The sequence below is a fragment of the Streptomyces sp. NPDC111656 genome, assembly GCF_055656965.1.
Genome location: NZ_JBVKCA010000007.1, coordinates 21,845 through 47,735, shown reverse-complemented (window position 1 = coordinate 47,735; position 25,891 = coordinate 21,845). Strand labels below are relative to the sequence as shown.

The window sequence follows — 25,891 nt, the reverse complement described above, 5'->3', positions numbered from 1 at the left end:
TCGTCCGTCTGGTCCGTTCAGCGGGAGAAGCGCATGTGCCGGTGATTTGCCCTCCCTACAGTGCGCTGGGCCGCGATCCCTCCCGTAAAGGCAGGAAATGAAAACAGTCCTCCTGTCCCCGCGCACCGGCGCCATCACGGTCGGAGAAATTCCCGCCCCCGAAGCAGCCGCCGGTGTGGTGGTGATCCGCAACGACTGGTCGCTCATCAGCGCGGGTACGGAACGGGCCACTGTCTCGACCGGCGCGCAGAGCCTGCTCGGCAAGGCGCGGCACCGGCCCGACCAGGTGGCGCAGGTGCTCGACAGCGTGAAGCGAACGGGCCTCGTCGAGACCTACCGGACGGTTCAGGACCGCCTGGACCGTCCGGTGCAGCTCGGGTACTCCTGCGCGGGCACGGTCCTGCGGACGGGCGAGGGGGTCGACGACATCCGCCCCGGGATGCGGGTGGCTGCCGCCGGAGCCCGCTACGCCTCGCACGCGGAGATCGTCGCCGTGCCCCGCAACCTTGTCGTCCCTGTGCCGGACGGCGTGGACGCCCAATGGGCCGCCTTCGCCACGGTCGGCGCGATCGCACTTCAGGGCATCCACCAGGCCGAGGTGGTGCCGGGCTCACGGATCGCCGTCATCGGCCTCGGCCTGGTCGGCCAGATCACGCTCCAACTGCTGCGCGCCTACGGATACGACGGGGTGGGCATCGATCCCGACCCCGCCATGGTGGCGCTCGCCGAGTCGGCGGGCCTTGTGGCCTTCCCGCGGGAGGCGGTTGGCCTGCCCGGCGCCGTCTCCCGGCACTGGGCAGGCGCCGACGCGGACGCGGTGCTCATCACCGCCGCCACGTCCAGCTCCGACCCCGTCGAGTTCGCCGGCCTCCTCGCCCGTGACCGCGCCACTGTGGTGGTCGTCGGTGACGTCAACGTCGCACCGCCACGGTCGTCCTACTACCACAAGGAATTGACGATCCGTTATGCACGGTCCTACGGCCCCGGCCGGTACGACGCCCGCTTCGAAGAGGACGGCCATCCGTACCCGGAGGGCTATGTCCCGTGGACAGAACGGCGCAACCTCGCCGAGGTGCTGCGGCTCCTGGCGACGGGCGCGGTGGACTTCGCCCGGCTCAAGCCGCGGGTCTTCCCCGTCGAGGACGCGGCCGGCGCGTACGAGGCGCTGAAGCCGTCGACCGCCGGACGCAGCGTCGCCCTGCTGCTGCGCTACTCCGCGACCGCGCAACTCCCGTCCCGGCCGGCTCCGGAGGCGGGCTCCCGCACCTGGACCGCCCCCCGCGGCACCTTGCGGCTCGCGGCGATCGGCGCGGGCAACTTCGCCACGCGGATGCTCTTTCCCGAGCTGGAACGGGAACCCGGCGTCGCGTTCTCGTGGGTCGCCGGCGGGCGAGGGCTGTCCGCCGCGCACCAGGGCCGGCGGTGGGGTTTTCGTACCGTGGCCGAGAGCGTCGACACCGGCCTCGCCTCGGGCGACGCGGACTGCGTGATGGTGCTCAGCCGCCATGACAGCCACGGCCGGTATGCGGCGCGGGTGCTGCGCGGGGGTGCCGCCCTGTACTGCGAGAAGCCGCTGGGCCTGACGGAGACGGAGTTGGAGGATGTCGCGGACGCCTGGCTGATCTCCGGCGCCCCGGCGATGGCGGGGTTCAACCGGCGGTTCGCCCCCTCGGTGCGGGACCTTCGCGCCGCGCTCCCCGCGGGGGTGCCCCTCCAGGTCGTCCACCGGGTGTTCGCGGGCCGGCTCCCGGCCGACCACTGGTACTTCGACCCCGGGCAGGGTGGCCGGCTGCTCGGCGAGGTGTGCCACTTCATCGACACCGCGGGCTTCCTGGTCCCCGGCAGGCCGGTCGGTGTGCGGGCGGTCGGCGTGGATACGCGGGACCCCGCCGCCGCGCAGAGCCTCACCCTGCAGATCACCTACGACGACGGGTCGGCTGCCTCCATCGTGTACGGGGGGCTGACGCCGCCCGGCGCGCCCAAGGAACTCCTGGAAGTGGCCACCGACCGGATGGCGGCCAGAATCGACGACTTCCGTTCGCTCACCGTGTGGAAGGGGGGCAGGGCGATCACGACGAAGTACCGGGGCGGCCCGAAGGGACACGCCGCCGAGATGCACTCCCTCGTCCGCCTCGTCCGGGGCGAGCGCCTCGGAGCGGAGACCGCTGCCGCCGCCGACTTCGCCTCGGCGCTGTGGAGTTCCCTCGTCGCCTGCCGTGCGGTCCGCTCGCTCACGGAGGACGGCGTCGTGGGGACCGCCCCCCGCACACCGGCTCTGGCCAGGGCACTGGGGTGTCCGCCGCCCGGTCCCGGCGCTGCGGGCGCCGTGCCGAAACCGGGTGGGCAGGCCGCGCACCCGGCCGGTGGTTCTTCGTCGACCACGGCGGCGCGCTGATGTGCGGTTTCGTCGTCCTGCTGAACCACGCCGCGCGCCATCTGCCGCCGTCGCACGGGGACCCGTGCGCGGCGCTCGCGCACCGCGGCCCCGACGCCGGCGGACACCTGAACCTCGGCGGTGGCAATTGGCATGCGGCGCTGCACTTCCGCCGCCTGGCCGTCGTGGACCTCGATCCGAGGAGCGACCAGCCCTTCGGCTCTCCGAAGCGGGGCGTGATGGTCTACAACGGCGAGATCTACAACGCCTTGTACCTGCGCGAGGTGCTGCGCAAGCGGCAGGTGACGTTCACGACCGAGGGCGACACCGAGGTCCTCTACGAACTGCTGCTGCAGCCGGACGCACCGCGGCTGCTCGACCAGGTGGACGGCATGTTCGCCTTCGCCCTCCTCCTGCCCGACGGCGAGCTTCGCTACGGGCGTGACCGGCTGGGCATCAAACCGCTGTACGCGGCCGTGGACGCGGCGGGCCGCACGGTCGCGCTCGCCAGCGAGATCGAACCGCTGCGGGCAGCCGGGCTGACCGGCGACGTCGACCCCGTCGCGGTGGCGCAGGGCGCCATGTTCCTGTGGACGCCGCCGCCGCGGACCGGCTGGCAGCGCGTTCGTGCCGTACCGGCCGGGACGGTACTGTCCCGGCGCGCTCCCGGCTATGACGCGGCGTCACCCTGGTGGCGGGCCGGCGCCGCGATGCCCGCCGAGGACATCGGTGCCGCGGTCCGCGCGGCGGTCGCCCGGCAGGTGCGCGCGGACGTGACGGTGGGGCTGTTGCTGAGCGGAGGGCTCGACAGCACCTGGCTGGGCGTGGAGATGAGCAGGCAGGGCTTTGCCGGGCCCGCCTTCGCCGCCAGAGTGCGCACCACGGCGCCCACCGCGGAGCCGTTCGAGGACGACGCCCCCTACGCCGCCCGGGTCGCCCGATGGCTGGGCCTGCCGCTGACGTGGGTCGACCTGGACGTCGAAGTACTGCGCCGGATCCCGGAGCTGGTCAGCGCCATGGAGCTCCCTTTCGGGGACCCTGCCGCCATCACCCTCATGCAGCTCTCCCGCGCCGCCTGCGGTGAGGCGACCGTGCTGCTGTCGGGGCTCGGCGTCGAGGAACTCTTCCTCGGCTACGAGCGCTACCAGGCCGTGCTGCTGCTGCAACGGCTTCCCGCGTGGGCGCGCCCCGCCCTCGGCGCCACCACCGTGGTTCCCGGACCCCGGCGCTACCGGGGCCGTGCCGACAAGTTCGGGCGGCTGCTCCAGCTCGGCCCCCGCGACTGGTCGTGGGCGACTCAGGCGTACTACTCGGGGCGGGAGTGGGCGGCGCTGTCGCCGTTCGTCGGCCTGGAGGCGGTCACCGAGCGGCATCGCGAGGTGGCGGGCGGCGTGTTGGACGCGGGCGGGACGCCCCTCGCGGCGCTGGCGGAGTGCGACCGGCGCCTGTTCCTGCCGGGGCTGAACCTGCTGTACGGCGACCGCGCGTCGATGCGGGCGAGCGTCGAGCTGCGGGTGCCGTTCCTGGGGGAGCCGGTGGTGGCCGCCGCCCTCGGCGCCGTCGCGGAGGAGCAGCTGCGGCTCGGCGACGGCAAGGCGCGCTTCCGCGCGGCGGCGGTGGCGTCCGGTGTGCCGGAGTTCGTCGCCAGGCGCTCCAAGACGGGGTTCGGGGCGCCGGTGCGGTCGCTGCTGCGCGCGCACGGTGAGCGTCTGTGGGCCGAGGTACGGCGCTCCCCGCTGTTCGACGACGTCTTCGACCGGCGGACCGCAGACCGCCTCGTCGCCGAACACGTCCGGGGCCGGCGGGACCGGGGGCTCGCCGTGTTCGGGCTGTTCTGCGCGGCCGTGTGGTGGGAGCGAAACGCGACGGGAGGGGCGGGCGGCGCGGGGCGGACCGCGGACGTCCTGTCGGGCTACGAGGCGGCCGTCGTCGGCTGAGCGGCCGGGGTGGCGGGGTGCCGGCCGCCCGGCAGGACGGCGTGGAGGGCGGTCAGGGCGTCCAGCAGGGGAGCGGCGCTCCACCGGGGGGACTCCCACAGGGACCTGTTCCGCGGGGAGCCGCCGGCCCGTGTGTCCGCGCCGAGACCGGGGTAGCGGTCCACGACGGCGGCCAGCACGGCCCGGGGGAAGTCGGTCCGGACAAAACCGTGATGGGCCGCCCACGCCGCCATCCGTACCGCCGTCGCGTCGTTGTTCGGGTCCCGTCTGCTCCGGCCGTCCGCGAAGTAGCGGGGCAGGGGGCCGTCGAACAGGTGCCGCAGGTAGTGGTCCACTCCCCGTTCGAGGGGGCGCCGGACGTCGACGTCGAGCAGCGTTCCCGCCTGTTCGAGGCGCAGCAGCACGTACCCCGTGTGGAAGCCGTCCACCCAGCCCAGCCGCGGGCCCTGCCCGTAGGGCCATGAGCCGTCGGGGCGTTGGCCGTTCAGGCTCACCTCGACGGCACCGCGGGCGGCATCGACGAGGCGGTCCGCCAGTTCGCCGGGCAGCGTCCCGATGCATGCCAGGCGGCCGGCGAGCGCGGCACCCATGAGGTTGGCGTTGTGGACGAGGACGTCACTGGCGGGTGTGTAGGTGAAGAACGCGCCGTTGTGCAGATGCTCCAGGAGCCCGTGAGCGAGGGTGCGCACCGACTCGTCGTCGAGCGTCCCGGTGTCCAGACAGCCGTCCGCGCAGAAGGTGGTGGCCACGAGGTTCGGGAGGGAGGCGGGGTAGTACGCCCAGCGGGTCTGCACGTCGAACTCGTAACGCCACAGCCCGGCGTAGCGCCCGGACAGCTGCTCGGCGGCCGCCGACCGGCCCAGTCGCAGGGCGCGCCTGCGCCACACGGGGGAGGCCGAGAGCCTGGCGCAGGCGCCGGCCGCGGTTCCGGCGGCCGTCGCGGTGCGCAGCGGGTGAATGCCCAGGACCGGACGCAGGTCGATCCGGCTGCGTTTGACGGTCTGCAGGAGCACCTGCCGCAGCACAGGGTGCACGGCCAGCCGTCCCAGCGGGCCGGTCAGCCCGTCGTACGGGTCCGGGCCCGCCCAGTCGCGGGCGTCGGCCCACCGGAAGAGCCGGTCCGCCAGGGCGAGTACGTCCATGGCCTCCAGCGGCGAGCCTGGGTGGTCCCCCGGGGCGTGGTGGTCAGGTCCGAAGCGGTCCCGGGGTGAGTGGTCGGTGGGGGTTCCGGGCGGCATGAGCCCTCCAGGGGGATCGCCGGTGCTGGTGCCGGTGCTGGTGGATGCGGTGGACATCAGTGGATGTCGTCGGTGCTGTCGGGCGTGGTGGCGGGTCGGGCAGTTGCTCAGTAGGCGCCCCTGCCCGCCACGACAGCGCCCACGGTCCGGCACAGCACCTCGAGGTCCCCCGACGGGGACCAGTTGTCCACGTACCTGAGGTCCAGGGCGACCGTCTCGTCCCAGGAGAGGTCCGAGCGGCCGCTGACCTGCCACAGGCCGGTGAGTCCCGGCTTGACGGCCAGTCGGCGTCGCTCCACCTCGTCGTAACCGGCGGCCTCGTCGGGCAGCGGCGGTCGCGGACCGACCAGGGACATGTGTCCCCGCACCACGTTGAACAGCTGGGGCAGTTCGTCCAGGGAGGAGCGGCGCAGCACCCGGCCGACGCGGGTGATCCGCGGATCACGGCGGATCTTGAACATGCGGCCGTCCTGTTCGTTGGTCCCGGTCAGCTGATGCCTCAGCCGCTCCGCGTCGACGACCATGGTGCGGAACTTGGCCATGGTGAACGGCTTTCCGCCGCGTCCGATGCGCGTCTGCCGGTGCACGGCGGGGCCCGCGGAGTCCATTCGTACGGCGAGGGCCACCGTCGCGAACACCGGGGCGAGCAGCACGATCAGCAGCGCCGCGCCCAGCCGGTCCGTCACCGACTTGAGAAGCGTCGCAACCCCCCGCCTCAGGGGCGGGGCCACGGCCAGCATGGTGAGCCCGGCCACGGAGAGGACGCCCACCCGGCGCCCTGCGACCTCGGTCAGACCCGGTACGACCACGAGCGGGCACTCCTCGCCGTGCAGGGCCCACGACAGCCTCCGCAGGCGCGTTCCGTTCATGTACGGTCCCGGCACGACGAGGACCACGTCCGCGTGGAGCCGCCGGGCCGCATCCAGTACCGGGGCGGAGTCGGCCGACGGGCGTGGCGGTGCCTGCCGGCCGATACGGGTGGCGACCGGGGCCAGTGTGTGCGGGTCCTCGTCGCCGATCGGGCACACCCCGACGACGACGAACTCGTGGTCGGTCCGCTTCGCGAGGTGGCTCACCAGACCGTCGAGAGCGTTGGCCTCCCCGATCACCAGGGCCCTGCGGACGGCTCGGCCGTCGCGGCGCCGGGCGACCAGATGACGGTGGATCAGATTCCGTACGGCGGCGCTCGTCGGGGCGCAGGGCACCAGGGCGGCCAGCGCAAGGAGGAACGGGGACTCCTCGCCCGTCGCGGCCCGTACCACCGCGAGCAGTCCGATCAGCATCAGCCAGTCCTGCACCGCGGGGCCGATGTTGTCGCGCTCACCGAGACGGCGCTCGCCGTAGCGGTCCCGCGCGCCCCGCACGAGCAGCCATGCCGCGGCCGCCACCATCGCGTAGGCCGCGGCCTGCGTGCCGCCGGTCAGCGCGAAGGCCAGATACACCGGCACGGCGGCGCAGGTCACGTCGCCGATGACGGCGGCCGGCGCGTACCAGACGGGCTTGCCGACGCGGCGGCCGGACGGCGGCTGCTCCCGGATGACCCGTGTCTGCGCAGGTCTTGCCACTGGTACGTGGGGCATCGTCTCCCCGAACAGCCACATTCGCCCTCCAAGTGCATCAAAAAAGGACTATCCGAGTGTGAACGGCTGCCCGGTGAACGGCGGGGCGCGACGCTGGGCCGCGGGCAACTCTCACCCGATGAGCAGAGCCGCATGCCCCGTGCATATGCAGACGGCTCGGGCCGGGAGGCGAGAGGTCCCCGGGAGGGTACTGACAAGGTGTGCGGGGCGGCCCGTCCGTCAGGGCGGGGCCAGCGCGACACGGAACATTCTGGGCCAGAACTTCCCGGTGATCAGGAACTGCCGGGTGCCGGGGACCGCCGCGATACCGTTCAGCGCGGCCCCCGGGACGAGTTCGTCGTCGCGCAGCAGGCCCGAGGCGTCGATGCTCGCCGTCACCGCTCCGGTGACGGGATCGATGCGCACGATCCGGTCGGTGAAGAGCACGTTCGCATACACGGCGGCACCGACGCACTCCAACTCGTTCAGCTCCGTCAGTGGTCGGCCTGCTTCGGTCACGGCGACCTCGCCCGTCTTCGCGAGCGACCTGGGGTCACGGAACGTCAGCCGTGACGAGCCGTCGCTGGTCACCAGCCGGTGCCGGGCCCGATCGAGGCACACGCCCCAGCCGTCGTCCCGGTACGGGACGCGACGCAGTTCCCTGAGTGTCCTGGCGTCGCGCTCGATGGCGGTCCGGTTCCGCCAGGTGAGCTGCCACAGGGTTCGCCCGAGCACGGTGATGCCCTCACCGAACAAGGGTGCGGGGAGTGCCGTGCGGACCGCGGGCTCCTTGCCCAACGGCCCTGCCCGTACCGAGGACCGGCCGGAGATGCCGGTGCCTTCGTAGAGCGTGTGGCCGGCCATCTCGAGTCCCTGGGTGAACGCCTGCGGGTCGTGCGGAAAGGTCTCGAGCACCTTGACCCGCAGGTGCTCGACCCGGTGCGCGGTGACCCGCCGCCCACCCGCGGCTCCGCCCGCAGCCCCACCCGCGGCCCCGCCCGCCGGATCGTCCGGGGCGCGCTCTCCCGTCGCGCACGACGCGAGCAGCAGCACGCCCAGGAACACCGCCCCGGTGCGGCGCAGGCGCTCAGACACGGCAGGCACCGCCCGGTTTCAGGGTGGCTCGCAGGGGCGTCACCAGGGACTGTCGCAGAAGGACCGGGGCGCGGTCCGCGTGCGGCTCCAGCAGGTGCAGCACCAGCGTGCGGCTGGAGTGGGCGGGCAGCTCCAGGTCCAGCGTGTACACGGAGTGGCCGCGTTCGACGCCGGGCGCGAGCTGTGCCGGGCGGCCGTCCAGGGTGGCGCCGGTCAGGGTGGCGCCGACGCCCGCGTAGTACGACACCAGGAGCCGGTTGTCACCCGGCCGGGTGCGGTAGGGCGGGGAGTCCTCCCGCAGGGTGACGTAACCGGGCAGCCCGGAGACGGGGGCCCGGTTGGTCAGGGTCACGGTCGCGGTGACCGGGCGCTCGCCGTGGGAGCAGCCGTTCGCTTCCCAGACCAGGCTCCGGTCGAGGTAGTAGTCCAGTTTGGAGCCGGCCGCGTTGTTCACCACCAGCCCCGCGAAGGGGCCGGGAGTCTCCGGGAGAGCGCCCGAGTAGGAGCGCGGCTCGATGAGACGTTGCTCCGCCGCATGCGCGCTCCACACCTTCAGCCGTCCGTCCCGCTGGGCGTCGTTCAGGGCGACGAGCAGGGCGGGCAGTCGGCGCATGTCGCCGGTCGCGGAGATCAGGGGCCCGGCGGCGGCGCGGGCCGCCTCGACGAAGAACGCCTTGCGCCGAGCGACGTCGTCGTACATCGCGTAGCTGGCCCGTTCGGTGAGGTCCACGACGTTGTCGGCGGTGAGCTCGGTGCCGCCCGCCATGCGGGCCGGGCCGGTGACGCGCAGCAGACGGCTCAGCGTGGCGGGGTCGACGGCGAACACGCCGTCCACGCGCTCGCCGGTGTGTTCGTGCCACGCCGAGGCCCAGATGCGGGCCGCGTAGGGGAAGTGCGGGCTCATGTTGGAGTTGGCCCACACGCGGGTGGGCTCGCTGCCCTGGTAGCGGGCCGTGAAGTCGGCTCCCAGGTCGAGGTCCGTCTTCGCCGTGGCCATCTCGGTGTTGTTGCCGAAGCGCTCGAAGGACAGATGACCCCGGTCGGCCGACAGTACGGCGAAAGCCCCCGGAACGCCCCCGGTACCACGCGCTTCGGCGATGTTCTGGAACGCGAGGAAATAACGCCGTTCCCCTTGAGTGCCGAGCAGGGGCGGCAGGACGCGGGCCGCCAGGGAGGCGTCGGTCATCACCGGGCCGAGGCGGTCGACCTGCTGCGCGAGCCCGGCCCGGGCCCGGTCGGCCGCCGGCAACCAGGTGGACCGGGGCAGCTCGTGCACGTCGGTCTGCACCTCGGCCGCGGCGCGGGCGGCCCGGACGACTTCCGGCGCGTGCTTCTGCAAGGTCATCAGAGCCTCGGACATCCCGTCACCGCGGCTGTCCGGCGTGGCCGGTGGCAGGGCTCGCACCAGCGGGGACAGCACATCGCCGGTCAGCCGGTCGGCCGCGTGGGCGGCCCCGCGCACGGTTCTGACCGGGCCGCCGAGGACGGGGAGCGCGGCTGCGGGGTACCAGGCCGGGCCGGTGGTGAGGCGATGCGCCCGAGCGGCGTGGGCGGCTGCGGAACGCAGCTCGCGTTCCCGCTCCTGGGCGGACGTGGGCACGGCACCGGAGGTGGCGCCGGGCGCGGGTGCCACCGACTGCCGCAGCGCGTCGAGGTCCCGCTCGGCCGCGATCAACTCCGAACGGGCGAGCAGTCCGGTGACACCGATCCAGACGGCGCCGGCCAGGGGAAGCGCCGCGGCGGCCAGCAGGGTGTTCCTCAGTACGCGCCGGTGGCCCGACGCCCCCTCGCGGGAGCGGTCGGGCCCGCGCATGCGGAAGGCGTCGCGGCCGGAGCCGGGACGCCTTGGTTCCGCGGTGCCGATGTCCTGCTCCGTCATGAACTGCGGCGACGGCGCACGGCCAGCATCGTGCCCCCGCCCGCCGCGATCAGCCCTGCGGCGGTGCCGCCCAGTGCCAGGGCCTTTTCGCCGCCTGTTTCCGCGAGGTTCGAACGGTGATGGGGGTTGCCCGAGCCGCCGGGTTGGCTGCCTGGCTGACCCAGCCTGCCCGGCACGTTGATGCCGACGGAAAGCGTCAGGTTGGGGTGGCGGGCGGTCAGTTTGAACGTGTGGCCGCCCAGCACGGTGCGCTTGGGGATGGTCACCTTGCCTGTGACGACTCCTGTCCTGGTCGCCCTGTAGCTGCCCAGGACGACTTCCTTCGAGAACAGCGACGCGGTGACCAGCTGCCTGGCGGCGAAGCCGGTGCCGACGAAGGTCAGTGCACCTCCGGCGGGCAGCGTGGTGCGGCTGAGGGTGAGGTTCGGGGGCGGTGGCGGGTACTGCGCATGGGCGGTCTGCGCCCCCACCAGCGGTGCCGCGACGAGCACGGCAGCGGATCCTGCCGATGCCAGGGCAACCCGCCATCTGGGCGATGCCGTCATCTTCTTCACTCTCCTCGACTTCAGTCCGGGCCAAGCCGCAGCGTCGGCCGTGAGCAAGATCTGGGTACCAACATCTAGATACATGGAATAAATGGGATATACAGTCGCCGACTGGCGTGATGCAGGGCAGAAGCCACCGGATGGTGGAGTGCCCGCTTCCCGATCGACCCACGTTCGGCGGGCCGACACAGGGGTGGCTCCCCCTGTTGGCGCGCGCGAGTCCCTATCGTCGGATGCCTACATAGGGAACAGAGCATTCTATTTCGGGCGGTTCCCTCGGTCCTATGAGGGGTGCAGCTTGGATCTCCACGGATTCCTGAAGGCTCTTGCCAGTCGCTGGCCGACCGTCGTGGTCTGTCTCCTTCTCGCGACCGGGGCGGCGCTCGCCGCGACGAGCTTGAGCACACCCGTCTACGAGGCGAGGACCCAGCTCTTCGTCGCCACCCGCACCGGCGACGACACCGCCCAGATGAACCAGGGGCAGAGCTTCTCGCAGGCGCGTGTTCAGTCGTACGCCGCGATCGTGACCACCCGTCAGGTGACCCGGCCCGTGGTGCAGGAGCTGCGACTGCGCACCACGCCGGAGGAACTGGCGTCGCGGATCACCGCCGTCGCCCCGCTCAACACCGTGCTCATCGACATCACCGTCCGGGACACCGAGCCCCAGCGTGCGGCGCGCATCGCCAACGCCGTGGCGCAGCGGTTCAGCGCGGTCGTCGAACGACTGGAGGCGCCCAAGCGCGCGCCCGGCTCGGAGCGGTCGGGAAAGAACCTCCGTACGGGCGACGGCACCTCGCCCGTCTCCCTGGGCGTCACCCAGGAAGCCGTCGCCCCCGTCGGCCCGGTCTCGCCCCGCCCGCTGCTGAACCTGGCCGCGGGAGTGCTCGGCGGCCTGCTGCTCGGTGCCGGTCTCGTCGCCCTGCGCGAGACCCTCGACACCACGCTCAAGACCTGCGAGGCGCTGGGCGAGTTCACCGCGCTGCCGGGCCTCGGCACCATCCCGTACGACAGGAACGTCCCCAAGCAACCGCTCGTCAGCGCCGACGGGCACTCCCAGCGTGCCGAGGCCTTCCGCAAGCTGCGTACCAACCTGCAGTTCTCGCGGGTCGACGAGCCGCCCCGGATCATCGCGGTGACCAGTTCGGTGCCTGGTGAGGGCAAGACCAACACCGCGGTGAACCTCGCCCTCTCGCTCGCCGAGGCAGGTCTCTCCACCTGCCTCGTGGACGGCGACCTGCGCCGACCGTGCGTGGCCTCGACCTTCGGTCTCGTCCAGGACGCCGGTCTGACCACCGTGCTCATCGGACAGGCCCGTATCGAGGACGTGATGCAGCAGGCCGGCGGCCGGCTCTCGGTTCTCGCCAGCGGCGCCGTACCGCCGAATCCCACGGAGCTGCTCGCCTCGGCGCGCATGGGAGAGGTACTGCGCGAACTGGCGGACACCTACGAGGTCGTGATCGTCGACACCGCGCCGCTGCTGCCGGTCGCCGACACCCTCGGACTCGCCTCCTTCGCCCAGGGCGCACTGCTCGTCGTGCGCGCCGCGAAGACCAGCCGGGAACAGGTCCGCACCGCCGCGGAATCGCTGGACCGCGTGAGTGTCCGCATCCTCGGTACCGTCTTCAACATGGCTCTGGCGCCCCGGGGCAGTCGCTACGGCACCTACGGGTCGTACGGCGAGCTGCCCGCTCCTCGTGTGGCGGACCCCCGGAAGGAGGCCGCCGCGGCGGCACGTCTCGCGGGCGAGAAATGACCCAGGTCCTGTTCGTCTGCACGGGCAACGTGCACCGCTCGGTGCTCGCCGAACGGCTGCTGGCCGCGAGGCTTCCGCCCGGTTCGGCCGTCCGGTCGCAGAGCGCCGGAACGCAGGCCCGGCCCTGGTCCGGCATGGAGGCCTCCACCAGGGCGGTGCTGGAGGAACTGGGCGGTGACGGCTCCGGCTTCGCGGCGCGCCCGCTCAGCGCACAGCTCGTCGCGGAAGCAGCGCTGGTCCTCGGGCTCGCGCACGAACACCGGGAGGCCGCCGTACGGCTCGTGCCGACGGTGCTGCGGCGCTGCTTCACCCTGAAGGAGTTCGTACGTCTCGCTGTGGGGGGAGCCGACACGGGGCGGGGCGGGGAAGGTACGGCGACCAAGCGTGGCGACGTACCGGATGGGCAGGTCCCGGCGGTCGTGGACCGTTTCGACGTCGTGGTCGCGGCCGCCGCCGGCCGTCGGGGTGCCGTCGCCCCGGTCCCGCCGGCCGAGGACGACATCTCGGACCCGTGGGGGAGGCCCCACTCCGCGCTGTACGAGTGCGCCCGCGAGATCGACGGGACGGTGAGCACACTCGCCCGGTTGCTGACCGGCGGAGCGAGCCTCTGAGCCGACGCGGACACGGGTGAGGCCATCGACCCGGCCGGACGCACCCTCGCGATCGAGGCGTCCGCACCCGTGCCGTCCGGTGCGAACGGAACACCGTGCCGCGGATCCCGTCCGGGCCGTCACGCGCGTAGATAGGCCAGGACCGCCAGCACCCTGCGATGGGTCGCGTCGGCCGGAGGGAGGTCCAACTTGGCGAGGATGCCGCCGATGTGCTTGCCCACGGCCGACCGGGGAATGGCCTGCCAGACGTTCCGGGGGCGCGGCGGCGGAGGGTGCGCCGGGCGGGGGTGCGTGGGCTGACGGTGCATGGACTGACGGTTCATGGGCCGGGGGTGCATGGGCGTCACCGTAGAAGGGCCGCCCCGGGGGTATGCCTGGCCCTACCCCATCGGGTTCGTCTTCCAGGCGTTCAACCTGCTGCCGTCCCTGACCGCCGAGCAGAACGTCGCGTTTCCCCTGCGGCTCGCGGGCCGCCGCCCCGCCAGGGCCCGGGTGCGCGAGGTGCTCGAACAGGTCGGCCTGGGCGACCGGGCGCGGCACCGGCCGGCGGAGCTGTCCGGCGGTCAGCAGCAACGCGTCGCCCTGGCCCGCGCCCTGATCACCCGCCCCGAGGTGCTCTTCGGCGACGAGACCGGCGCCCTCGACTCACGGACCGGCCGAGAGGTACTGAGCCTGCTGCGCGCCATGGTCGACGACGAACGCCGGACGATCGTCATGGTCACCCACGACCCGGTGGCCGCCGCGTACGCCGACCGCGTGGTCTTCCTCGTCGACGGACGGGTCGACGGCGAGGTGGCCGGTGCCGGCGACATCGCCGCGCGCATGACGAAACTGGAGGCCGCGCCGTGCTGAGCGTCGCCCTGCGCACCCTGCGCGCCCGCTGGGTCGTCTTCGTCGGTAGCTTCGTCGCGCTCGCGCTGGGCGTCGCGCTCATCGCGGTGATGGGCCTGTCCCTCGCCTCGTCACTGAACGCGCCCGACGGGAAACCCGAGCGGTTCGCCGCCGCGCCGGTCGTGGTCAAAGGGGCCGACACCCTGCGCGTGCCCACCTCGATCGGCGTCCGGGTGCGCCGGCTCGCCCAGCCGCGTGCGGTGCCCGCCGGGGCCGTCGCGAAGCTGAAGAAGCTCGGTACCGTCGTCGAGGACCGGTCGTTCGCCGTACGGGCCCGGGGCGGCCCCGGCGACCTGGTGGGCCACCCCTGGTCCACCGCCGCGTTCGCCCCGTACGAGATCGACGCGGGGCGCGCGCCCCGGGCGGCCGACGAGGTGGTCGTCGGCGGCGACTGGGCGAAGCCGGGGGAGCGCGTACGGACCGATCGCGGCACGGTACGGGTGGTCGGCACCGTACGAGTGGCCGGCACCGGACGGACCGGCGCCACCGGACGAGTCGGCGGCGCAGCGGCCCGACACGGCTTCGAGAACGCCGTCTTCTACGTCGACGAGCGCGCCGCCGCACTGTCGCCCCGCAGTGTTCAGCTCGTCGTGGACGCCGACGCGGTGGCCGTGCGTGAGGCGGTGCGCGGCAGTACGGGCGTCCAGGTTCTCACCGGCGACGCGCGCCGCTACGCCGACGCGGACCCGGACCGGGACGGCGAGGCGCTCACCGCGATGAACGCCCTGTTCGGTACCGCCGGCGGTGTCACCGGGTTCGTGTCGGTCTTCGTGGTGGCCTCGACCTTCGCCTTCGCGGTCGTTCAGCGGCGCCGGGAGTTCGGGCTGTTGCGCACGGCCGGGGCGACCCCGGGACAGATCCGCCGGATGGTCCTCGCCGAGGCCCTGGTGGTGGCCGTGCTCGCCTCGGTTACGGGATGCGTGCTGGGCGCGTACGGTGCCCAACGGCTGGCCGCACGGATGGTCGACGGCGGGCTCGCGCCGCGCTGGTTCACCATCGGCGACGCCACCTGGCCGTACCACCTGGCCTTCTGGACGGGCCTGTGCGTCGCGCTGTGCGGTGTGGTGGCCGCCTCCTGGCGGGCGGGCAGCACGGCCCCCGTCGAGGCGCTGGGCGAGGCCTCGGTGGACACCGGGACGATGACCCGGGGCCGACGGCTGTCCGGCCTGGCACTGCTGGCGACCGCCGCCGTGACCCTGCTCCTGGCCCTGGTCGGCGACGCGGGCGAACTGCTGCACCGGAAGGCCTACGTGAGCCGGCCGATGCTGCTGATCACCGCCTTCGCCCTGCTCGCGCCGGTCGTGGTGCGCCCGCTGACCCGGCTGATCGCCTGGCTCCCGGCCCAACTCCCCGGCGCCGGCGGCATGCTGGTCCGGGAGAACGCCGCCGCCGGGGTGCGCCGCACCGCCGCGGTCGCGGCGCCGGTCCTGGTCACCGTCGCCCTGGCCGGCTCCCTGCTGGGCGCGACCGCGACCCTGAACGAGGCGAAGGCCGACGAGACGCGCCGGCAGACGGCCGCCGACTTCGTCGTCACCCCGGCGAGCGGCGCGGGCTTCGACGCGGCCACCCTGCGCGGGCTGCGCGAGGTGTCCGGCGCGGAGGTGTCCGCGACCGCGTCGAGCGCCGTCCATGTGCTGGAGGACGGCGTGTCACTGGCCAAGTCCGAGGCGCGAGCGGCGGATCCCGGACCGCTTGCCGCCACCACCCGGCTGCCGGTCGAGGCAGGCAGGACGAGCGACCTCGACGACGACTCCATCATCGTCAACCGGGAGTGGCGGCGGCATACCGTGGGGCAGCGGGTGCGGGTGTGGCTCGGCGACGGCACGAGGAAGTCGCTGCGGATCGCCGCGGTGATGACCACCGGCACCGGCGACAACGGTGTGTACGTCACTCCGCGCAATGCCCCGGGCGCGACCGTCGACCGGGTCGACGTCGCCCTCGCCGCCGGTGCGGACGCGCACGCCGTGGCCGTCGCACTGCGTGCGGCGGTGCACAGCTCGGGCGGGCAGGTCCTCACCAAGGACCAGTGGGTACGCGCGAGTCGTCCCGGGACGAACCGGACGACCCGGCTCGGCCTCCTGCTGGTCCTGGGCATCGCCCTCCTCTACACCGGCATCTCCCTGGCCAACACCATGGTCATGGCGACCTCCGACCGGGTACGCGACCTGGCCGTGCTGCGCCTGGCCGGAGCCACCCGGTGGCAGGTGCTCCGGCTGGTGGGCGCCGAGGCGCTGACGGTCGTCACGGTCGGAGGAGTACTGGGACTCCTCGTCACGGGGCTCAACCTGCTGGGCATGTGGAGCGCCCTGGCCCTGCTGTCGGCCCCGACCACGATCGAGATCCCCTGGACGGCCGTCGGTGCGGTCCTCGGCGCCTGCGCGGTGACGGCCGTCGTCTGGTCCGTCATCCCCGCCGCACTCGCGCTGCGGCGCCGGGCGGTGGAACTGGCGGGTGTCCGGGAGTGATGCCCGGTGCCCTCCCCGTGACGCTACGCGGTGGTCGCGGCGATGGTCTCCAGCGAGCTGATGAGCAGGTCCCACAGGCGCTCGGTGTGCAGCTTCGTCGCCACGGAGGTGTTCGCCGGGCCGGAGCGGCCGCGGAAGTCGGTGACCGTCATGCCGTAGGTCGCCGTGCCCCGCAGCTCGACCTCGACATGGGCCGGCGTGACCTCCATCAGGCTCGGGTCGATGGCCCGGCCGACCGCGCACGCGTCGTGGATGGTGGCCATCGCGCCGTGCACCTTGCCGACGTTGGCGTTGTAGTGGTCGAGGAGGTCGACGACGAACCGGGACACGGGGGTGCCCAACGCCCCGATACGGGACAGCAGTTCAGGTGTGGCGGCGGCCTGTGCCGTCAGATCGAGGCCGACCATGGTCAGGGGCCAGCCCGCCGAGAAGACGATCGCGGCCGCCTCGGGGTCGGCGTGGATGTTGAACTCGGCCGCCGGTGTGATGTTGCCGCGGGTGTACGACCCGCCCATCAGGACGACCTCCTTGACCAGTTCGGCGATACGGGGCTCCCGGCGCAGCGCCAGCGCGATGTTGGTCAGGGGTGCGGTGGGGACGAGGGTGATCTCACCGGGGTGGGAGAGGACCGTCTCGATGATCAGATCGACGGCGTGTCGGGGGTCGGTCTCCATGGCCGGAGGGATGAAGGCGGGGCCGTCCATTCCGGTGTCCCCGTGGATCTCGGCGGCGAGGGTCTGGTCCCGGACGAGGGGGCCGCCGGCACCGGCCGCGACCGGTACGCCGCGCAGGCCCGCCAGGGTGCAGACCTGCCGGGCGTTCAGGGTGACCTTCTCGATGGTCTGGTTGCCCGCGACGGTCGTGAGGGCGACGATCTCGACGTCGGGGTTCCCGGCGGCGAGCAGGATGGCGATGGCGTCGTCGAGCCCGGGGTCGCAGTCGATGATGATCTTCTTGGGCATGGGCGTCCTTCGGCGTGGGACGGGGATGCGGACCGGATCACTGAGAACAGCATGCGCCAGGCCCACCCTGCCCTGGCCGGCCGCATGCCATCCCTGTCGGCCGCACCCCGCCCCTGTCGCGAAGGCTCACCTCAGCCGATGCGAGATGGCTCACCTCAGCGGATGCGAGGTCCTCCCGGACGCCTCGTCGATCTCGTCGTGCGCCTTGGTCAACAGCTTCATCGCCAGTTCGTTGAGCGCCCGCGCGCCCGCGACCTCCTCGCCGACTCTCGGCTGGTTGGAGTCGGAGGGGTGGCGGCTGGCGTACCCGTGGGCGCGTACCTCGTTCCCGTCGGCGAGCCGGAGGAGAGCGGCGGCGCGGGTGCGGTGGTCGTCCTCCTCGAACTCGATCTCGACGTGCCAGCCGACAGCGGTCCGTGCCTGCGCGGCGGCCGGTTGCGACTGTGTCATCTGTGTCATTGCGATCACCTCCGAGGCGGGCCCCAGTCCCTGGTACGGGCCTCGGCCCCTACTACCAGAGTGTGCTTCTTCCCCCGACTCCGCACGGGATGAAGCCCGATGGCGACCGATGGCGACAAGGAGTGACCGAACGACTGCGAACCGCCCGCGCCAAGCCCGTTGAACCAGTCACGGGCCGGCCATCGGCGCGGTAGAACAATCAGGAGTCATCGCCTCTGGCGCTTCGCCGGTAAGGGCGGATGATCGCGAGCGTCGCGAAAATCAGGAGGACCATTGCCGCCGATGCCGCGATGATTCTCCAGTGCAGCGGGATTCCTTGATCAGGATGTGAAAGGACTGCCGCGGCCATGCCCGGCCCCTTCGGGAAGGTGATTCGAGCTCCGTGCGTCACCTCCAGCAACCCGCTTTTCAACGTGAGGGAGACGTCCCACGGGCCGTCCGTGACCTGATCGGTCACGATGACGTCCACCGACGCGGACTGGCCGGGCGCCAAGCTCTTTCCGGAGTCGACCGGGTAGGGCCCGGCGTTGATGTTTCCGGATACCTGGGACATCTTCAGGGCGCCGCTGAGGTCCAGAGCGCGGCCACCGGTGTTGTGGACCTTGGCGTGTACGACGGCGCGCCCACTGGCATCACGTTCGGCCGTCATGTCGTCCACCGTGAATCGGGCACGCGGCGGATTGTTGCCACCCACTGAGAGGTAGAGCCGGATCCCGGTGCGGCTGACCAAGGTGATGCCGCTGCCCAGGTCGCGACCGCTGACCTGCGCCCATACGACGCCGTATCGCTCGCCGGGGGCGGCATCCTTCGGAATGGCGATGGTCACGGTGTCACGGGCTCTGGAGTGAGCGGGGATGTCCAGGCTCAGTTGACTGGGCTTGATCCAGGTGGTGAGCTCGTTACCGGTGCTTCCGGCGGCGCCGACGAAGGAACCCCGGCGGATATCGGCGGCGCCGGGGTAGACCGCGACATGCAAGGCGTCGGCCGACTTGTTCGACACCTCGATGCGCCGCTTCACGGTGACACCGGGTTTCAGGCTGTCGACGATGTACTGCCTTGCCCGTGGGTCTTTGACGAGGTCGGCGGGGACATCGACGAGCCGGATACCCACGGCGTCCGGGGGGTTCGGTCGCTGTACCGGATCCGATACGAGGGATGTGGCCGAAGCGGTGCCGGTGGCCACGGCGAGCGCCGTGGCCAAGAGCACCGCAAGGGAAAAGAACCTGGGCACAGGGCTTTACGGTTTCCTTTTTTGCGGTAAGGACGTACGAGGTCTCAGGCGACGGAGTGGGTGATGGTCGAGCTGTACGTTCCCGCCAGCGCGTTCGCGGGGACGGTGAGATGGATCGTCGGGTTCCAGGTGGCCGAGTTGATGCCACTCACGCCGGTGGCCACCTGGACGGGGCCTGGGGGATAGAGCGGGGTCAAGTCGCTCGAGGTGACATTGGCGGTGCCGCTGACCGAGGCCGCCGGTGTGATGTAACTGCTGGAGCCTGGAGCGGATACGGAGATGTTCTGGGGGCCGGTGAAGTCGACCGCGCTTGCCGTGGCGGTCCAGCCCGCGGTACCGCCTCGACCGTCTGTCACCGTGACGTTGCCCAGCTGGCTGGAGACCTGTTGCGAACTGCCGCTGACGGCGACGGTGCCGAGATTCACGGGCCCTGCCGGGACACTGATGTCGAGCGTCCCTGACGAGACCTGGACGGTGACCGGCGTATCCGCCGCCGAAGCCGGCATCGGGGCTGCCAGTACTGCCACCGCCGCTCCGGCGATCAAGGGGCTGATGGCGCTACGAATTCTCATGGGTGTGACCTCGCTTGGCGACCGGGGGAGGTTGGGGTGGCACGGCAGGGGCCGATGCGCAATCGCACGCTAAGGGGAACATGATCAAGAAACGCACGGACTCCATCGCGTGGAGGCTCGATCCACTCGGACGGCGGAGTTTGCGGGGCAGCTGACGCGGTGGTGACTGCGCTCACCACCAAGGGCAGTCCCGACACCTGTCGCCGCCATCGACGCCCGCCACATCGGACGGTCCACCGGGGTCAACACCGGTTCGCCGCAGTCGAGATGCGCCGCCGAGCCGGGGACTCTCCAGACCCGGAACGACCTGCGCGCTTTCGCCACCCCGCGCCACCAGGCTCACAAGGTCCCTGGGCCGTGCGAGGTCGCTCGACAGTGACCGGTGACGACAACCAGTGACAGGACAGCTACCGAGGCGGTCGGTGAAAGGCCAGGTCACGGCCCCCCGGCCGAACGGGTTTCCCCCCAGGGGTGGCGGTCAGGCAAGATGGGGTGTATCTGCCCACTGCCGATTTCAAGCGTCCGGACGGTTTCTCTTGGCTGAGTTCATTTACACCATGCGCAAGACGCGCAAGGCGCACGGCGACAAGGTGATTCTCGACGACGTCACCTTGAGCTTCCTGCCGGGTGCGAAGATCGGTGTGGTCGGTCCGAACGGTGCTGGTAAGTCCACCGTTCTCAAGATCATGGCGGGGCTCGAGCAGCCCTCCAACGGTGACGCGTTCCTGTCGCCCGGCTACAGCGTCGGGATGCTGCTCCAGGAGCCCCCGCTCGACGAGTCCAAGACCGTCCTGGAGAACGTCCAGGACGGCGCCGCCGAGATCATGGGCAAGCTCAAGCGCTTCAACGAGGTCGCCGAGCTGATGGCGACCGACTACTCGGACGCGCTCCTGGACGAGATGGGCAAGCTCCAGGAGGACCTGGACCACGCCAACGCGTGGGACCTGGACGCTCAGCTGGAGCAGGCCATGGACGCCCTGGGCTGCCCGCCCGGCGACTGGCCGGTCACCAACCTCTCCGGTGGTGAGAAGCGCCGCGTCGCGCTGTGCAAGCTGCTGATCGAGGCGCCCGACCTGCTGCTCCTCGACGAGCCCACCAACCACCTGGACGCCGAGTCCGTGCAGTGGCTGGAGCAGCACCTCGCGAAGTACCCCGGCACCGTCGTCGCCGTCACCCACGACCGGTACTTCCTCGACAACGTCGCCGGCTGGATCCTTGAGCTCGACCGCGGCCGCGCCATCGGCTACGAGGGCAACTACTCGACGTACCTCGAGAGCAAGGCCTCCCGCCTCAAGGTCGAGGGCCAGAAGGACGCCAAGCGCGCCAAGCGGCTCAAGGAAGAGCTCGAGTGGGTGCGGTCCAACGCCAAGGGGCGTCAGGCCAAGTCCAAGGCGCGTCTGGCGCGCTACGAGGAGATGGCCGCCGAGGCCGACAAGATGCGGAAGCTGGACTTCGAGGAGATCCAGATCCCGCCGGGCCCGCGTCTGGGCTCCATCGTCGTCGAGGTCAACAACCTCTCCAAGGCCTTCGGGGAGAAGGTCCTCATCGACGACCTCTCCTTCACGCTGCCGCGTAACGGGATCGTCGGTGTCATCGGCCCGAACGGCGCCGGCAAGACCACCCTCTTCAAGATGATCCAGGGTCTGGAGACCCCGGACTCCGGCACGATCAAGGTCGGCGAGACCGTCAAGATCAGTTACGTCGACCAGAGCCGCGAGAGCATCGACCCGAAGAAGTCGCTGTGGGCCGTCGTCTCGGACGAGCTGGACTACATCAATGTGGGCCAGGTCGAGATGCCGTCGCGCGCGTACGTCTCCGCCTTCGGCTTCAAGGGCCCCGACCAGCAGAAGCCGGCCGGTGTCCTCTCCGGCGGTGAGCGCAACCGGCTCAACCTCGCCCTCACCCTCAAGCAGGGCGGCAACCTGCTGCTCCTCGACGAGCCGACCAACGACCTCGACGTCGAGACGCTGTCCTCGCTCGAGAACGCGCTGCTGGAGTTCCCGGGTGCGGCCGTGGTCGTCTCCCACGACCGCTGGTTCCTCGACCGGGTCGCGACGCACATCCTCGCCTACGAGGGTGACTCGAAGTGGTTCTGGTTCGAGGGCAACTTCGAGTCGTACGAGAAGAACAAGATCGAGCGCCTCGGTGCGGACGCCGCCCGCCCGCACCGTGCCACCTACAAGAAGCTGACCCGGGGCTGATCGATCTTGCGGCACATCTACCGCTGCCCGCTGCGCTGGGCGGACATGGACGCGTACGGCCACGTCAACAACGTGGTTTTCCTCCGCTACCTGGAGGAAGCCCGTATCGACTTCCTGTTCCGCCCGGAGAAGGACTTCAAGCAGGGGTCCGTGGTAGCGCGCCACGAGATCGACTACAAGCGGCAGCTGGTCCACCGGCACACGCCGGTGGACATCGAGTTGTGGGTGACGCAGATACGAGCCGCGTCGTTCACGATCGCCTACGAGGTCAAGGATCCGGACCAGGTCTATGTCACGGCCTCGACGGTGATCGTGCCGTTCGACTTCGCGACGCAGCGCCCGCGCCGGATCACCGCCGAGGAACGGGAGTTCCTGGAGTCGTACCGGGACGACGTGGACGAGGTCGTCGCGGCATGACCGTGACCGCGCTGCACCTCTCCGACGACGGGGAGGCGGCGGACCTCGCCGCCTTCCTCGCCCGGCTGATCCACTACGACCGCGCCGCCGCCGTACGCCTCCAGGCGTCCGGCACCGCGCTCGCGGTCTTCGGCCGGCCGCCGTCGTTCGAGGTCCTCGCGATCCGTACGGCGCGGCTCGCCAAGCCGTACGAGAACGGTCTCGACGTCACCCTCGACGTGACCGTCTCCGCCGGTGAACTCCTTGAGTCCATCGACGAGTCGGCGGCCACCGTCAGCGTTCCCGGGGCCGTCACCGGGCCGCCGTGGGCCGGGGTCCTCCCGCCCCGCGGAGGCTGGCAGCCGGAGCCGGGACTGCCCGGGCCGGACGCCGTACGCGCGATGATCGCCACCGCGGTCGCCGAATTCCGGTCCCGTACGCAGGAGTTGGCGACCGAGGCTCGCACGCGCGCCGAACTCGACCGCATAGGGCGGGAGATCTGGTCCCGGCCGATCGGTGACACCGGCCTTCAGGTACGTGCCGTGCACGCGGCGCAGTCGCTCGGGTTCCTGCTGCCGGTGCGTCAAACCGACCCGGGCGAGAGCCCGTTGGGGCTGTACTCGTCCGGGGCGTGGCTGCGGCTGCGGACGCCCTACGGCTCGATCGCCGTCCGCAGGGCGGGACTCGGGCCACTGGACGTCAGCGTCCGCTGATCCCCCCGGGGGCGCTGTCAGCCGGCCGTGTTGATCATCGAAGCCGCCGCGTACGTCAGGTAGTTCCAGAGCGTGTGCTCGTGCTCCTCGGAGAGGCCGAGTTCGTCGACGGCCACCCGCATGTGCGCCAGCCAGGCATCGTGTGCCGCCTGGTCGACGGCGAACGGGGCGTGCCGCATCCGCAGCCGGGGGTGACCGCGGTTGTCGCTGTACGTCGTCGGGCCGCCCCAGTACTGGATCAGGAACAGCGTGAAGCGTTCCTCGGCCGGGCCCAGGTCCTCCTCGGGGTACATGGCTCGCAGCAGCGGGTCTTCGGCCACTCCCTCGTAGAAACGATGCACGAGGCGCCGGAAGGTCTCCTCGCCGCCGACCTGCTCGTAGAAGGTCTGCTCCTGAAGCGTGCCGCGCCGAATCTCTTTCACCTCACCATCGTCTCAGACCGGGTGCCCGAGGACGCAAGGCTTAGGACCAGCGGCCCAGCGGCCCGGCGCCCCGTGTCCCCGGCGGCCCGGCGGGGTGCGGCGCTCGCCTCGCGGCCCGTCCCGCCGCACAGTGGAGGTATGGGCGCGCACGCTCTCGACCACGACCACGACCACGACCACGACAAAGATCACGACCTCGACAACCTCGCCACCCTGGCGCGGGCCGCCCTGGTGCGCGAGATCGACCGGAGCGGGGCCTGGGCCGCCGACCCGGTGTGGCGGGCGGCGTTCGAGGAGGTCCCGCGCCACCTCTTCGTGCCGTACTACTACGTCGGTGCCGTGGGCGGCTTCGAGCGGGTGTGGGGCGAGGACCCCGACCCGCGCAGCCGGGAGCACTGGGTGCGCGGCGCCTACGCGGACGCACCGCTGGCCACCCGGGTGCGCAACGGCGAGCTGGTCTCCTCCAGCAGCCAGCCGTCGCTGATGGCGATGATGCTGACCGCGCTGGAGGTACGGGAGGGGGACGCCGTCCTCGAGATCGGTGCCGGCACCGGCTACAACGCGGCGCTGCTCGCCCACCGTCTCGGCGACCGCCTGGTGACCACGGTCGACCTCGATCCGGAGATCACCGAGTCCGCGCGCCGGCATCTGGCCACCGCCGGGTACCACCCGACCGTCGTCACCGCGGACGGCGCCCGCGGGGTCCCCGAGCGCGCCCCCTTCGACCGGATCATCGCCACTTGCACGCTGACCTCGATCCCGCGGCCGTGGCTCGCCCAGTGCCGTCCCGGCGCCCGCATCCTGGCGCCGCTGGCCACCGGTCTGATCGCGCTGAGCGTCCGGGACGCCGGGCATGCCGAGGGGCACTTCCTGCACACGCCGGCCTACTTCGTGCCCCTGCGCGGCGAGAGCCGACCCGAGGAGCCGGAGCCGCAGGACCTGCGCGAACTGCCGAGCCGGGCCCGCGGCGACGAGCTGTTCCGGTTCCTGCTGACCCTGGCAGGGAGCGGCCTCGACCCGCACGAGGCGTACGAGCTGTGGGAGCGCGAGTGCCGGCCCGTGCGCGAGCGGTACGGGGTCACGGTCGACGGCGCGGACGCCTGGGCGTGGCTGGACGACCCCGAGGGGCCGTACGCCTGGCCGCTGCCGTGACTCCCGCCGCGATTCCTTTCGCGGCCTCCGCCGTCAGCCTCGCCTGATGGTGATCGTCGTCCAGGCGCCGACGTGCACCCGGTCGCCGTCCTGGAGCGGGACCGGCACGAAGGGCTGAATGGGCTCCTCGCCGCCGTTGACCGTGGTGCCGTTGGTCGAGTTCTGGTCGACGACCGCCCAGCTGCCGTCCGGCTGCTGGACCAGGACCGCGTGCTGGTGCGAGACGCCCGGGTCCTCCGGCGGCACCGAGAGGTCGATGTCGGGGGTGTCGCCGGTGGAGTGCCGACGGCGGCCGATCGTCATCTGGTTGCCGGTGAGCGGGCGCTGCTGCTCCGGTGAGTACGCGGGCAGGTTCAGGCCCGCGGCCTCGGGGCCGGAGCGCTGCATCATCGCCATGAAGTACTCGCGGTCGGGACCGATCGTCGCGCTCCAGGACAGCGGCTGGCGCTGCTGCTGGTAGTCGAGACCGGGGCCGGGCGGGGCCTGGGTCGCGCCGGGCTGCGGATAGCCGTAGCCACCGCCCTGACCCATACCGGGACCACCGGGACCACCGGGACGCCCGCCGGGACCACCCGGTCCGCCGGGCGAATTGCCCGACGGCGGGGAGATCACCCAGTCGTCGTCACCGCCGCCGAAGGACGGGCCCACGGACTGCGGACCGCCGGGCCCGGGCGGGCCCTGCTGCGGGAACGTGGGAGCGGCCGGCTGCTGGGTGAAGGCCTGCGGGGCGCCGGGGCCACCGGGACCGCCGGGCGTGGGCCCGGGCGGCGGCGGAACCGGACGGGACGGGTCCGCACCGAAGCCGCCGGGACCGGGACCAGGACCACCGAAGCCACCGGGACCACCGGGACCAGTACCAGGACCGCCGGGACCGCCCGGACGGGACGGGTCGCCGCGGAAGCCCGACGGGTCCTGCCCGTAGGGCGGAATCGGCTCCGCGGGACGGTTCATCTGCGAGGGCCGCGAGCCCTGGTAGTCGAACGGGTCGTGACCGGGACCGGTCGCGGGGCCGGGACCGCCCGGCTGCCCCTGCGGGGGCTGCTGGAAGCGCAGCGCCGGATTGGGCATTCCGGGCGCGGGGGCCTGCGGACGCGGCGCCGCCGGGGTGTACGAGGTCGCCGTGTTCGTCAGGAAGTTCCACCGGCACTCCTCGCAGAACGGCGCACCGCCCTCACGGGGCGTACGGCACTGCGGGCAGAGCTCCGGCTCGGGATTCGGCACGGCGGACAGGTGCGGGCGCCCACCGGGGGCGCCGGGTCCACCCGGGCCCCCGGGACCGGACGGCGGGGGCGAGCCGGGCGGCGGATAGCCGTAACCGGCGGCGGGCGGCGGCGGTGGAGGGGGCGGAGGCACGGCACCGGCCATGCGGTGACCGCAGACCTCGCACCAGTCGTCGGAACCCGACTGGTGTCCGTTCGGGCAGGTCGGCATGTCGG

At 72.1% G+C, this 25,891-nt stretch carries 20 protein-coding genes and 2 pseudogenes; 10 read left to right on the top strand and 12 right to left on the bottom strand.

What is annotated here, in order from left to right; all coding sequences use genetic code 11:
- The first annotated feature begins 97 nt into the window (after window positions 1–97).
- Both ACZ7M3_RS21810 and ACZ7M3_RS21805 read left to right on the top strand, forming a co-directional pair.
- On the top strand, window positions 98–2,395 hold the full coding sequence (locus tag ACZ7M3_RS21810; RefSeq protein WP_472065303.1) for a bi-domain-containing oxidoreductase: 2,298 nt from the start codon (window positions 98–100) through the stop codon (window positions 2,393–2,395).
- Complete coding sequence (locus tag ACZ7M3_RS21805) at window positions 2,395–4,311, top strand: asparagine synthetase B family protein (protein WP_472065301.1); 1,917 nt, start codon at window positions 2,395–2,397, stop codon at window positions 4,309–4,311. Before ACZ7M3_RS21810 ends, ACZ7M3_RS21805 begins: the two co-directional genes overlap by 1 nt.
- Here ACZ7M3_RS21805 and ACZ7M3_RS21800 read toward each other — a convergent pair.
- From ACZ7M3_RS21800 to ACZ7M3_RS21780, 5 genes are all read right to left on the bottom strand, one after another.
- Window positions 4,287–5,606 carry a hypothetical protein gene (locus tag ACZ7M3_RS21800; protein ID WP_472065299.1) on the bottom strand — a complete coding sequence of 440 codons (1,320 nt, stop codon included), beginning with the start codon at window positions 5,604–5,606 and terminating at the stop codon, window positions 4,287–4,289. The two genes, ACZ7M3_RS21805 and ACZ7M3_RS21800, sit on opposite strands and share 25 nt — an antisense overlap.
- Window positions 5,607–5,656: 50 nt before the next feature.
- Window positions 5,657–7,129: a sugar transferase gene (locus tag ACZ7M3_RS21795; RefSeq protein WP_472065298.1), complete on the bottom strand. Its 1,473-nt coding sequence runs from the start codon at window positions 7,127–7,129 to the stop codon at window positions 5,657–5,659.
- A 219-nt stretch (window positions 7,130–7,348) separates the two neighbouring features.
- Window positions 7,349–8,203: a glutaminyl-peptide cyclotransferase gene (locus ACZ7M3_RS21790; RefSeq protein ID WP_472065296.1), complete on the bottom strand. Its 855-nt coding sequence runs from the start codon at window positions 8,201–8,203 to the stop codon at window positions 7,349–7,351.
- Window positions 8,196–10,082 carry a DUF4012 domain-containing protein gene (locus ACZ7M3_RS21785; RefSeq protein ID WP_472065294.1) on the bottom strand — a complete coding sequence of 629 codons (1,887 nt, stop codon included), beginning with the start codon at window positions 10,080–10,082 and terminating at the stop codon, window positions 8,196–8,198. Before ACZ7M3_RS21785 ends, ACZ7M3_RS21790 begins: the two co-directional genes overlap by 8 nt.
- Complete coding sequence (locus ACZ7M3_RS21780; protein WP_472065292.1) at window positions 10,079–10,573, bottom strand: hypothetical protein; 495 nt, start codon at window positions 10,571–10,573, stop codon at window positions 10,079–10,081. Before ACZ7M3_RS21780 ends, ACZ7M3_RS21785 begins: the two co-directional genes overlap by 4 nt.
- Before the next feature lie 352 nt (window positions 10,574–10,925).
- On the opposite strand from ACZ7M3_RS21780, the gene ACZ7M3_RS21775 reads away from it, so the two are divergent.
- A complete protein-coding gene (locus ACZ7M3_RS21775; protein WP_472065290.1) occupies window positions 10,926–12,380 on the top strand; it encodes a tyrosine-protein kinase domain-containing protein in 1,455 nt (484 codons plus the stop codon).
- Window positions 12,377–12,991, top strand: coding sequence for an arsenate reductase/protein-tyrosine-phosphatase family protein (locus ACZ7M3_RS21770; RefSeq protein ID WP_472065288.1), 615 nt, complete (start codon window positions 12,377–12,379; stop codon window positions 12,989–12,991). Before ACZ7M3_RS21775 ends, ACZ7M3_RS21770 begins: the two co-directional genes overlap by 4 nt.
- 119 nt (window positions 12,992–13,110) lie before the next feature.
- Here the strand turns inward: ACZ7M3_RS21770 and ACZ7M3_RS21765 are convergent.
- A pseudogene (locus tag ACZ7M3_RS21765) lies at window positions 13,111–13,227 on the bottom strand (DNA-binding response regulator); the annotation flags it as partial.
- Between the two features lie 151 nt (window positions 13,228–13,378).
- On the opposite strand from ACZ7M3_RS21765, the pseudogene ACZ7M3_RS21760 reads away from it, so the two are divergent.
- A pseudogene (locus tag ACZ7M3_RS21760) lies at window positions 13,379–13,843 on the top strand (ABC transporter ATP-binding protein); the annotation flags it as partial.
- Complete coding sequence (locus tag ACZ7M3_RS21755) at window positions 13,837–16,347, top strand: ABC transporter permease (RefSeq protein ID WP_472065286.1); 2,511 nt, start codon at window positions 13,837–13,839, stop codon at window positions 16,345–16,347. The pseudogene ACZ7M3_RS21760 and the gene ACZ7M3_RS21755, both read left to right, overlap by 7 nt.
- 23 nt (window positions 16,348–16,370) lie before the next feature.
- Here ACZ7M3_RS21755 and ACZ7M3_RS21750 read toward each other — a convergent pair whose 3' ends face one another.
- The 4 genes from ACZ7M3_RS21750 to ACZ7M3_RS21735 form a co-directional block, all read right to left on the bottom strand.
- Window positions 16,371–17,309 (bottom strand): nucleoside hydrolase, encoded by a 939-nt coding sequence (locus ACZ7M3_RS21750; RefSeq protein ID WP_472065285.1) that lies wholly within the window; start codon window positions 17,307–17,309, stop codon window positions 16,371–16,373.
- A 150-nt stretch (window positions 17,310–17,459) separates the two neighbouring features.
- The gene (locus ACZ7M3_RS21745; RefSeq protein ID WP_355308191.1) at window positions 17,460–17,768 is read right to left on the bottom strand and encodes a DUF1876 domain-containing protein; all 309 of its coding nucleotides are present in this window, start codon (window positions 17,766–17,768) and stop codon (window positions 17,460–17,462) included.
- A gap of 199 nt (window positions 17,769–17,967) precedes the next feature.
- A complete protein-coding gene (locus ACZ7M3_RS21740; protein WP_472065283.1) occupies window positions 17,968–18,999 on the bottom strand; it encodes a hypothetical protein in 1,032 nt (343 codons plus the stop codon).
- 44 nt (window positions 19,000–19,043) lie between these two features.
- A complete protein-coding gene (locus ACZ7M3_RS21735) occupies window positions 19,044–19,571 on the bottom strand; it encodes a WxL domain-containing protein (protein WP_472065281.1) in 528 nt (175 codons plus the stop codon).
- Between the two features lie 536 nt (window positions 19,572–20,107).
- Between ACZ7M3_RS21735 and ettA the strand changes: the two genes are divergently transcribed.
- The 3 genes from ettA to ACZ7M3_RS21720 are packed head-to-tail and all read left to right on the top strand — an operon-like array spanning window position 20,108 to window position 22,881.
- Complete coding sequence (gene ettA, locus ACZ7M3_RS21730) at window positions 20,108–21,772, top strand: energy-dependent translational throttle protein EttA (RefSeq protein ID WP_388117660.1); 1,665 nt, start codon at window positions 20,108–20,110, stop codon at window positions 21,770–21,772.
- Window positions 21,773–21,778: 6 nt separating this feature from the next.
- A complete protein-coding gene (locus ACZ7M3_RS21725) occupies window positions 21,779–22,189 on the top strand; it encodes an acyl-CoA thioesterase (RefSeq protein WP_351298437.1) in 411 nt (136 codons plus the stop codon).
- A 2-nt stretch (window positions 22,190–22,191) separates the two neighbouring features.
- A complete protein-coding gene (locus tag ACZ7M3_RS21720) occupies window positions 22,192–22,881 on the top strand; it encodes a DUF8010 domain-containing protein (RefSeq protein ID WP_452969096.1) in 690 nt (229 codons plus the stop codon).
- Window positions 22,882–22,898: 17 nt separating this feature from the next.
- Here ACZ7M3_RS21720 and ACZ7M3_RS21715 read toward each other — a convergent pair whose 3' ends face one another.
- The gene (locus ACZ7M3_RS21715) at window positions 22,899–23,303 is read right to left on the bottom strand and encodes a globin (protein WP_054231791.1); all 405 of its coding nucleotides are present in this window, start codon (window positions 23,301–23,303) and stop codon (window positions 22,899–22,901) included.
- Between the two features lie 138 nt (window positions 23,304–23,441).
- Between ACZ7M3_RS21715 and ACZ7M3_RS21710 the strand changes: the two genes are divergently transcribed.
- Window positions 23,442–24,455 (top strand): methyltransferase domain-containing protein, encoded by a 1,014-nt coding sequence (locus tag ACZ7M3_RS21710; RefSeq protein ID WP_472065278.1) that lies wholly within the window; start codon window positions 23,442–23,444, stop codon window positions 24,453–24,455.
- A 33-nt stretch (window positions 24,456–24,488) separates the two neighbouring features.
- Here the strand turns inward: ACZ7M3_RS21710 and ACZ7M3_RS21705 are convergent, their stop codons facing one another.
- Window positions 24,489–25,886 carry an FHA domain-containing protein gene (locus ACZ7M3_RS21705; protein WP_472065276.1) on the bottom strand — a complete coding sequence of 466 codons (1,398 nt, stop codon included), beginning with the start codon at window positions 25,884–25,886 and terminating at the stop codon, window positions 24,489–24,491.
- Between the last annotated feature and the right edge of the window lie 5 nt (window positions 25,887–25,891).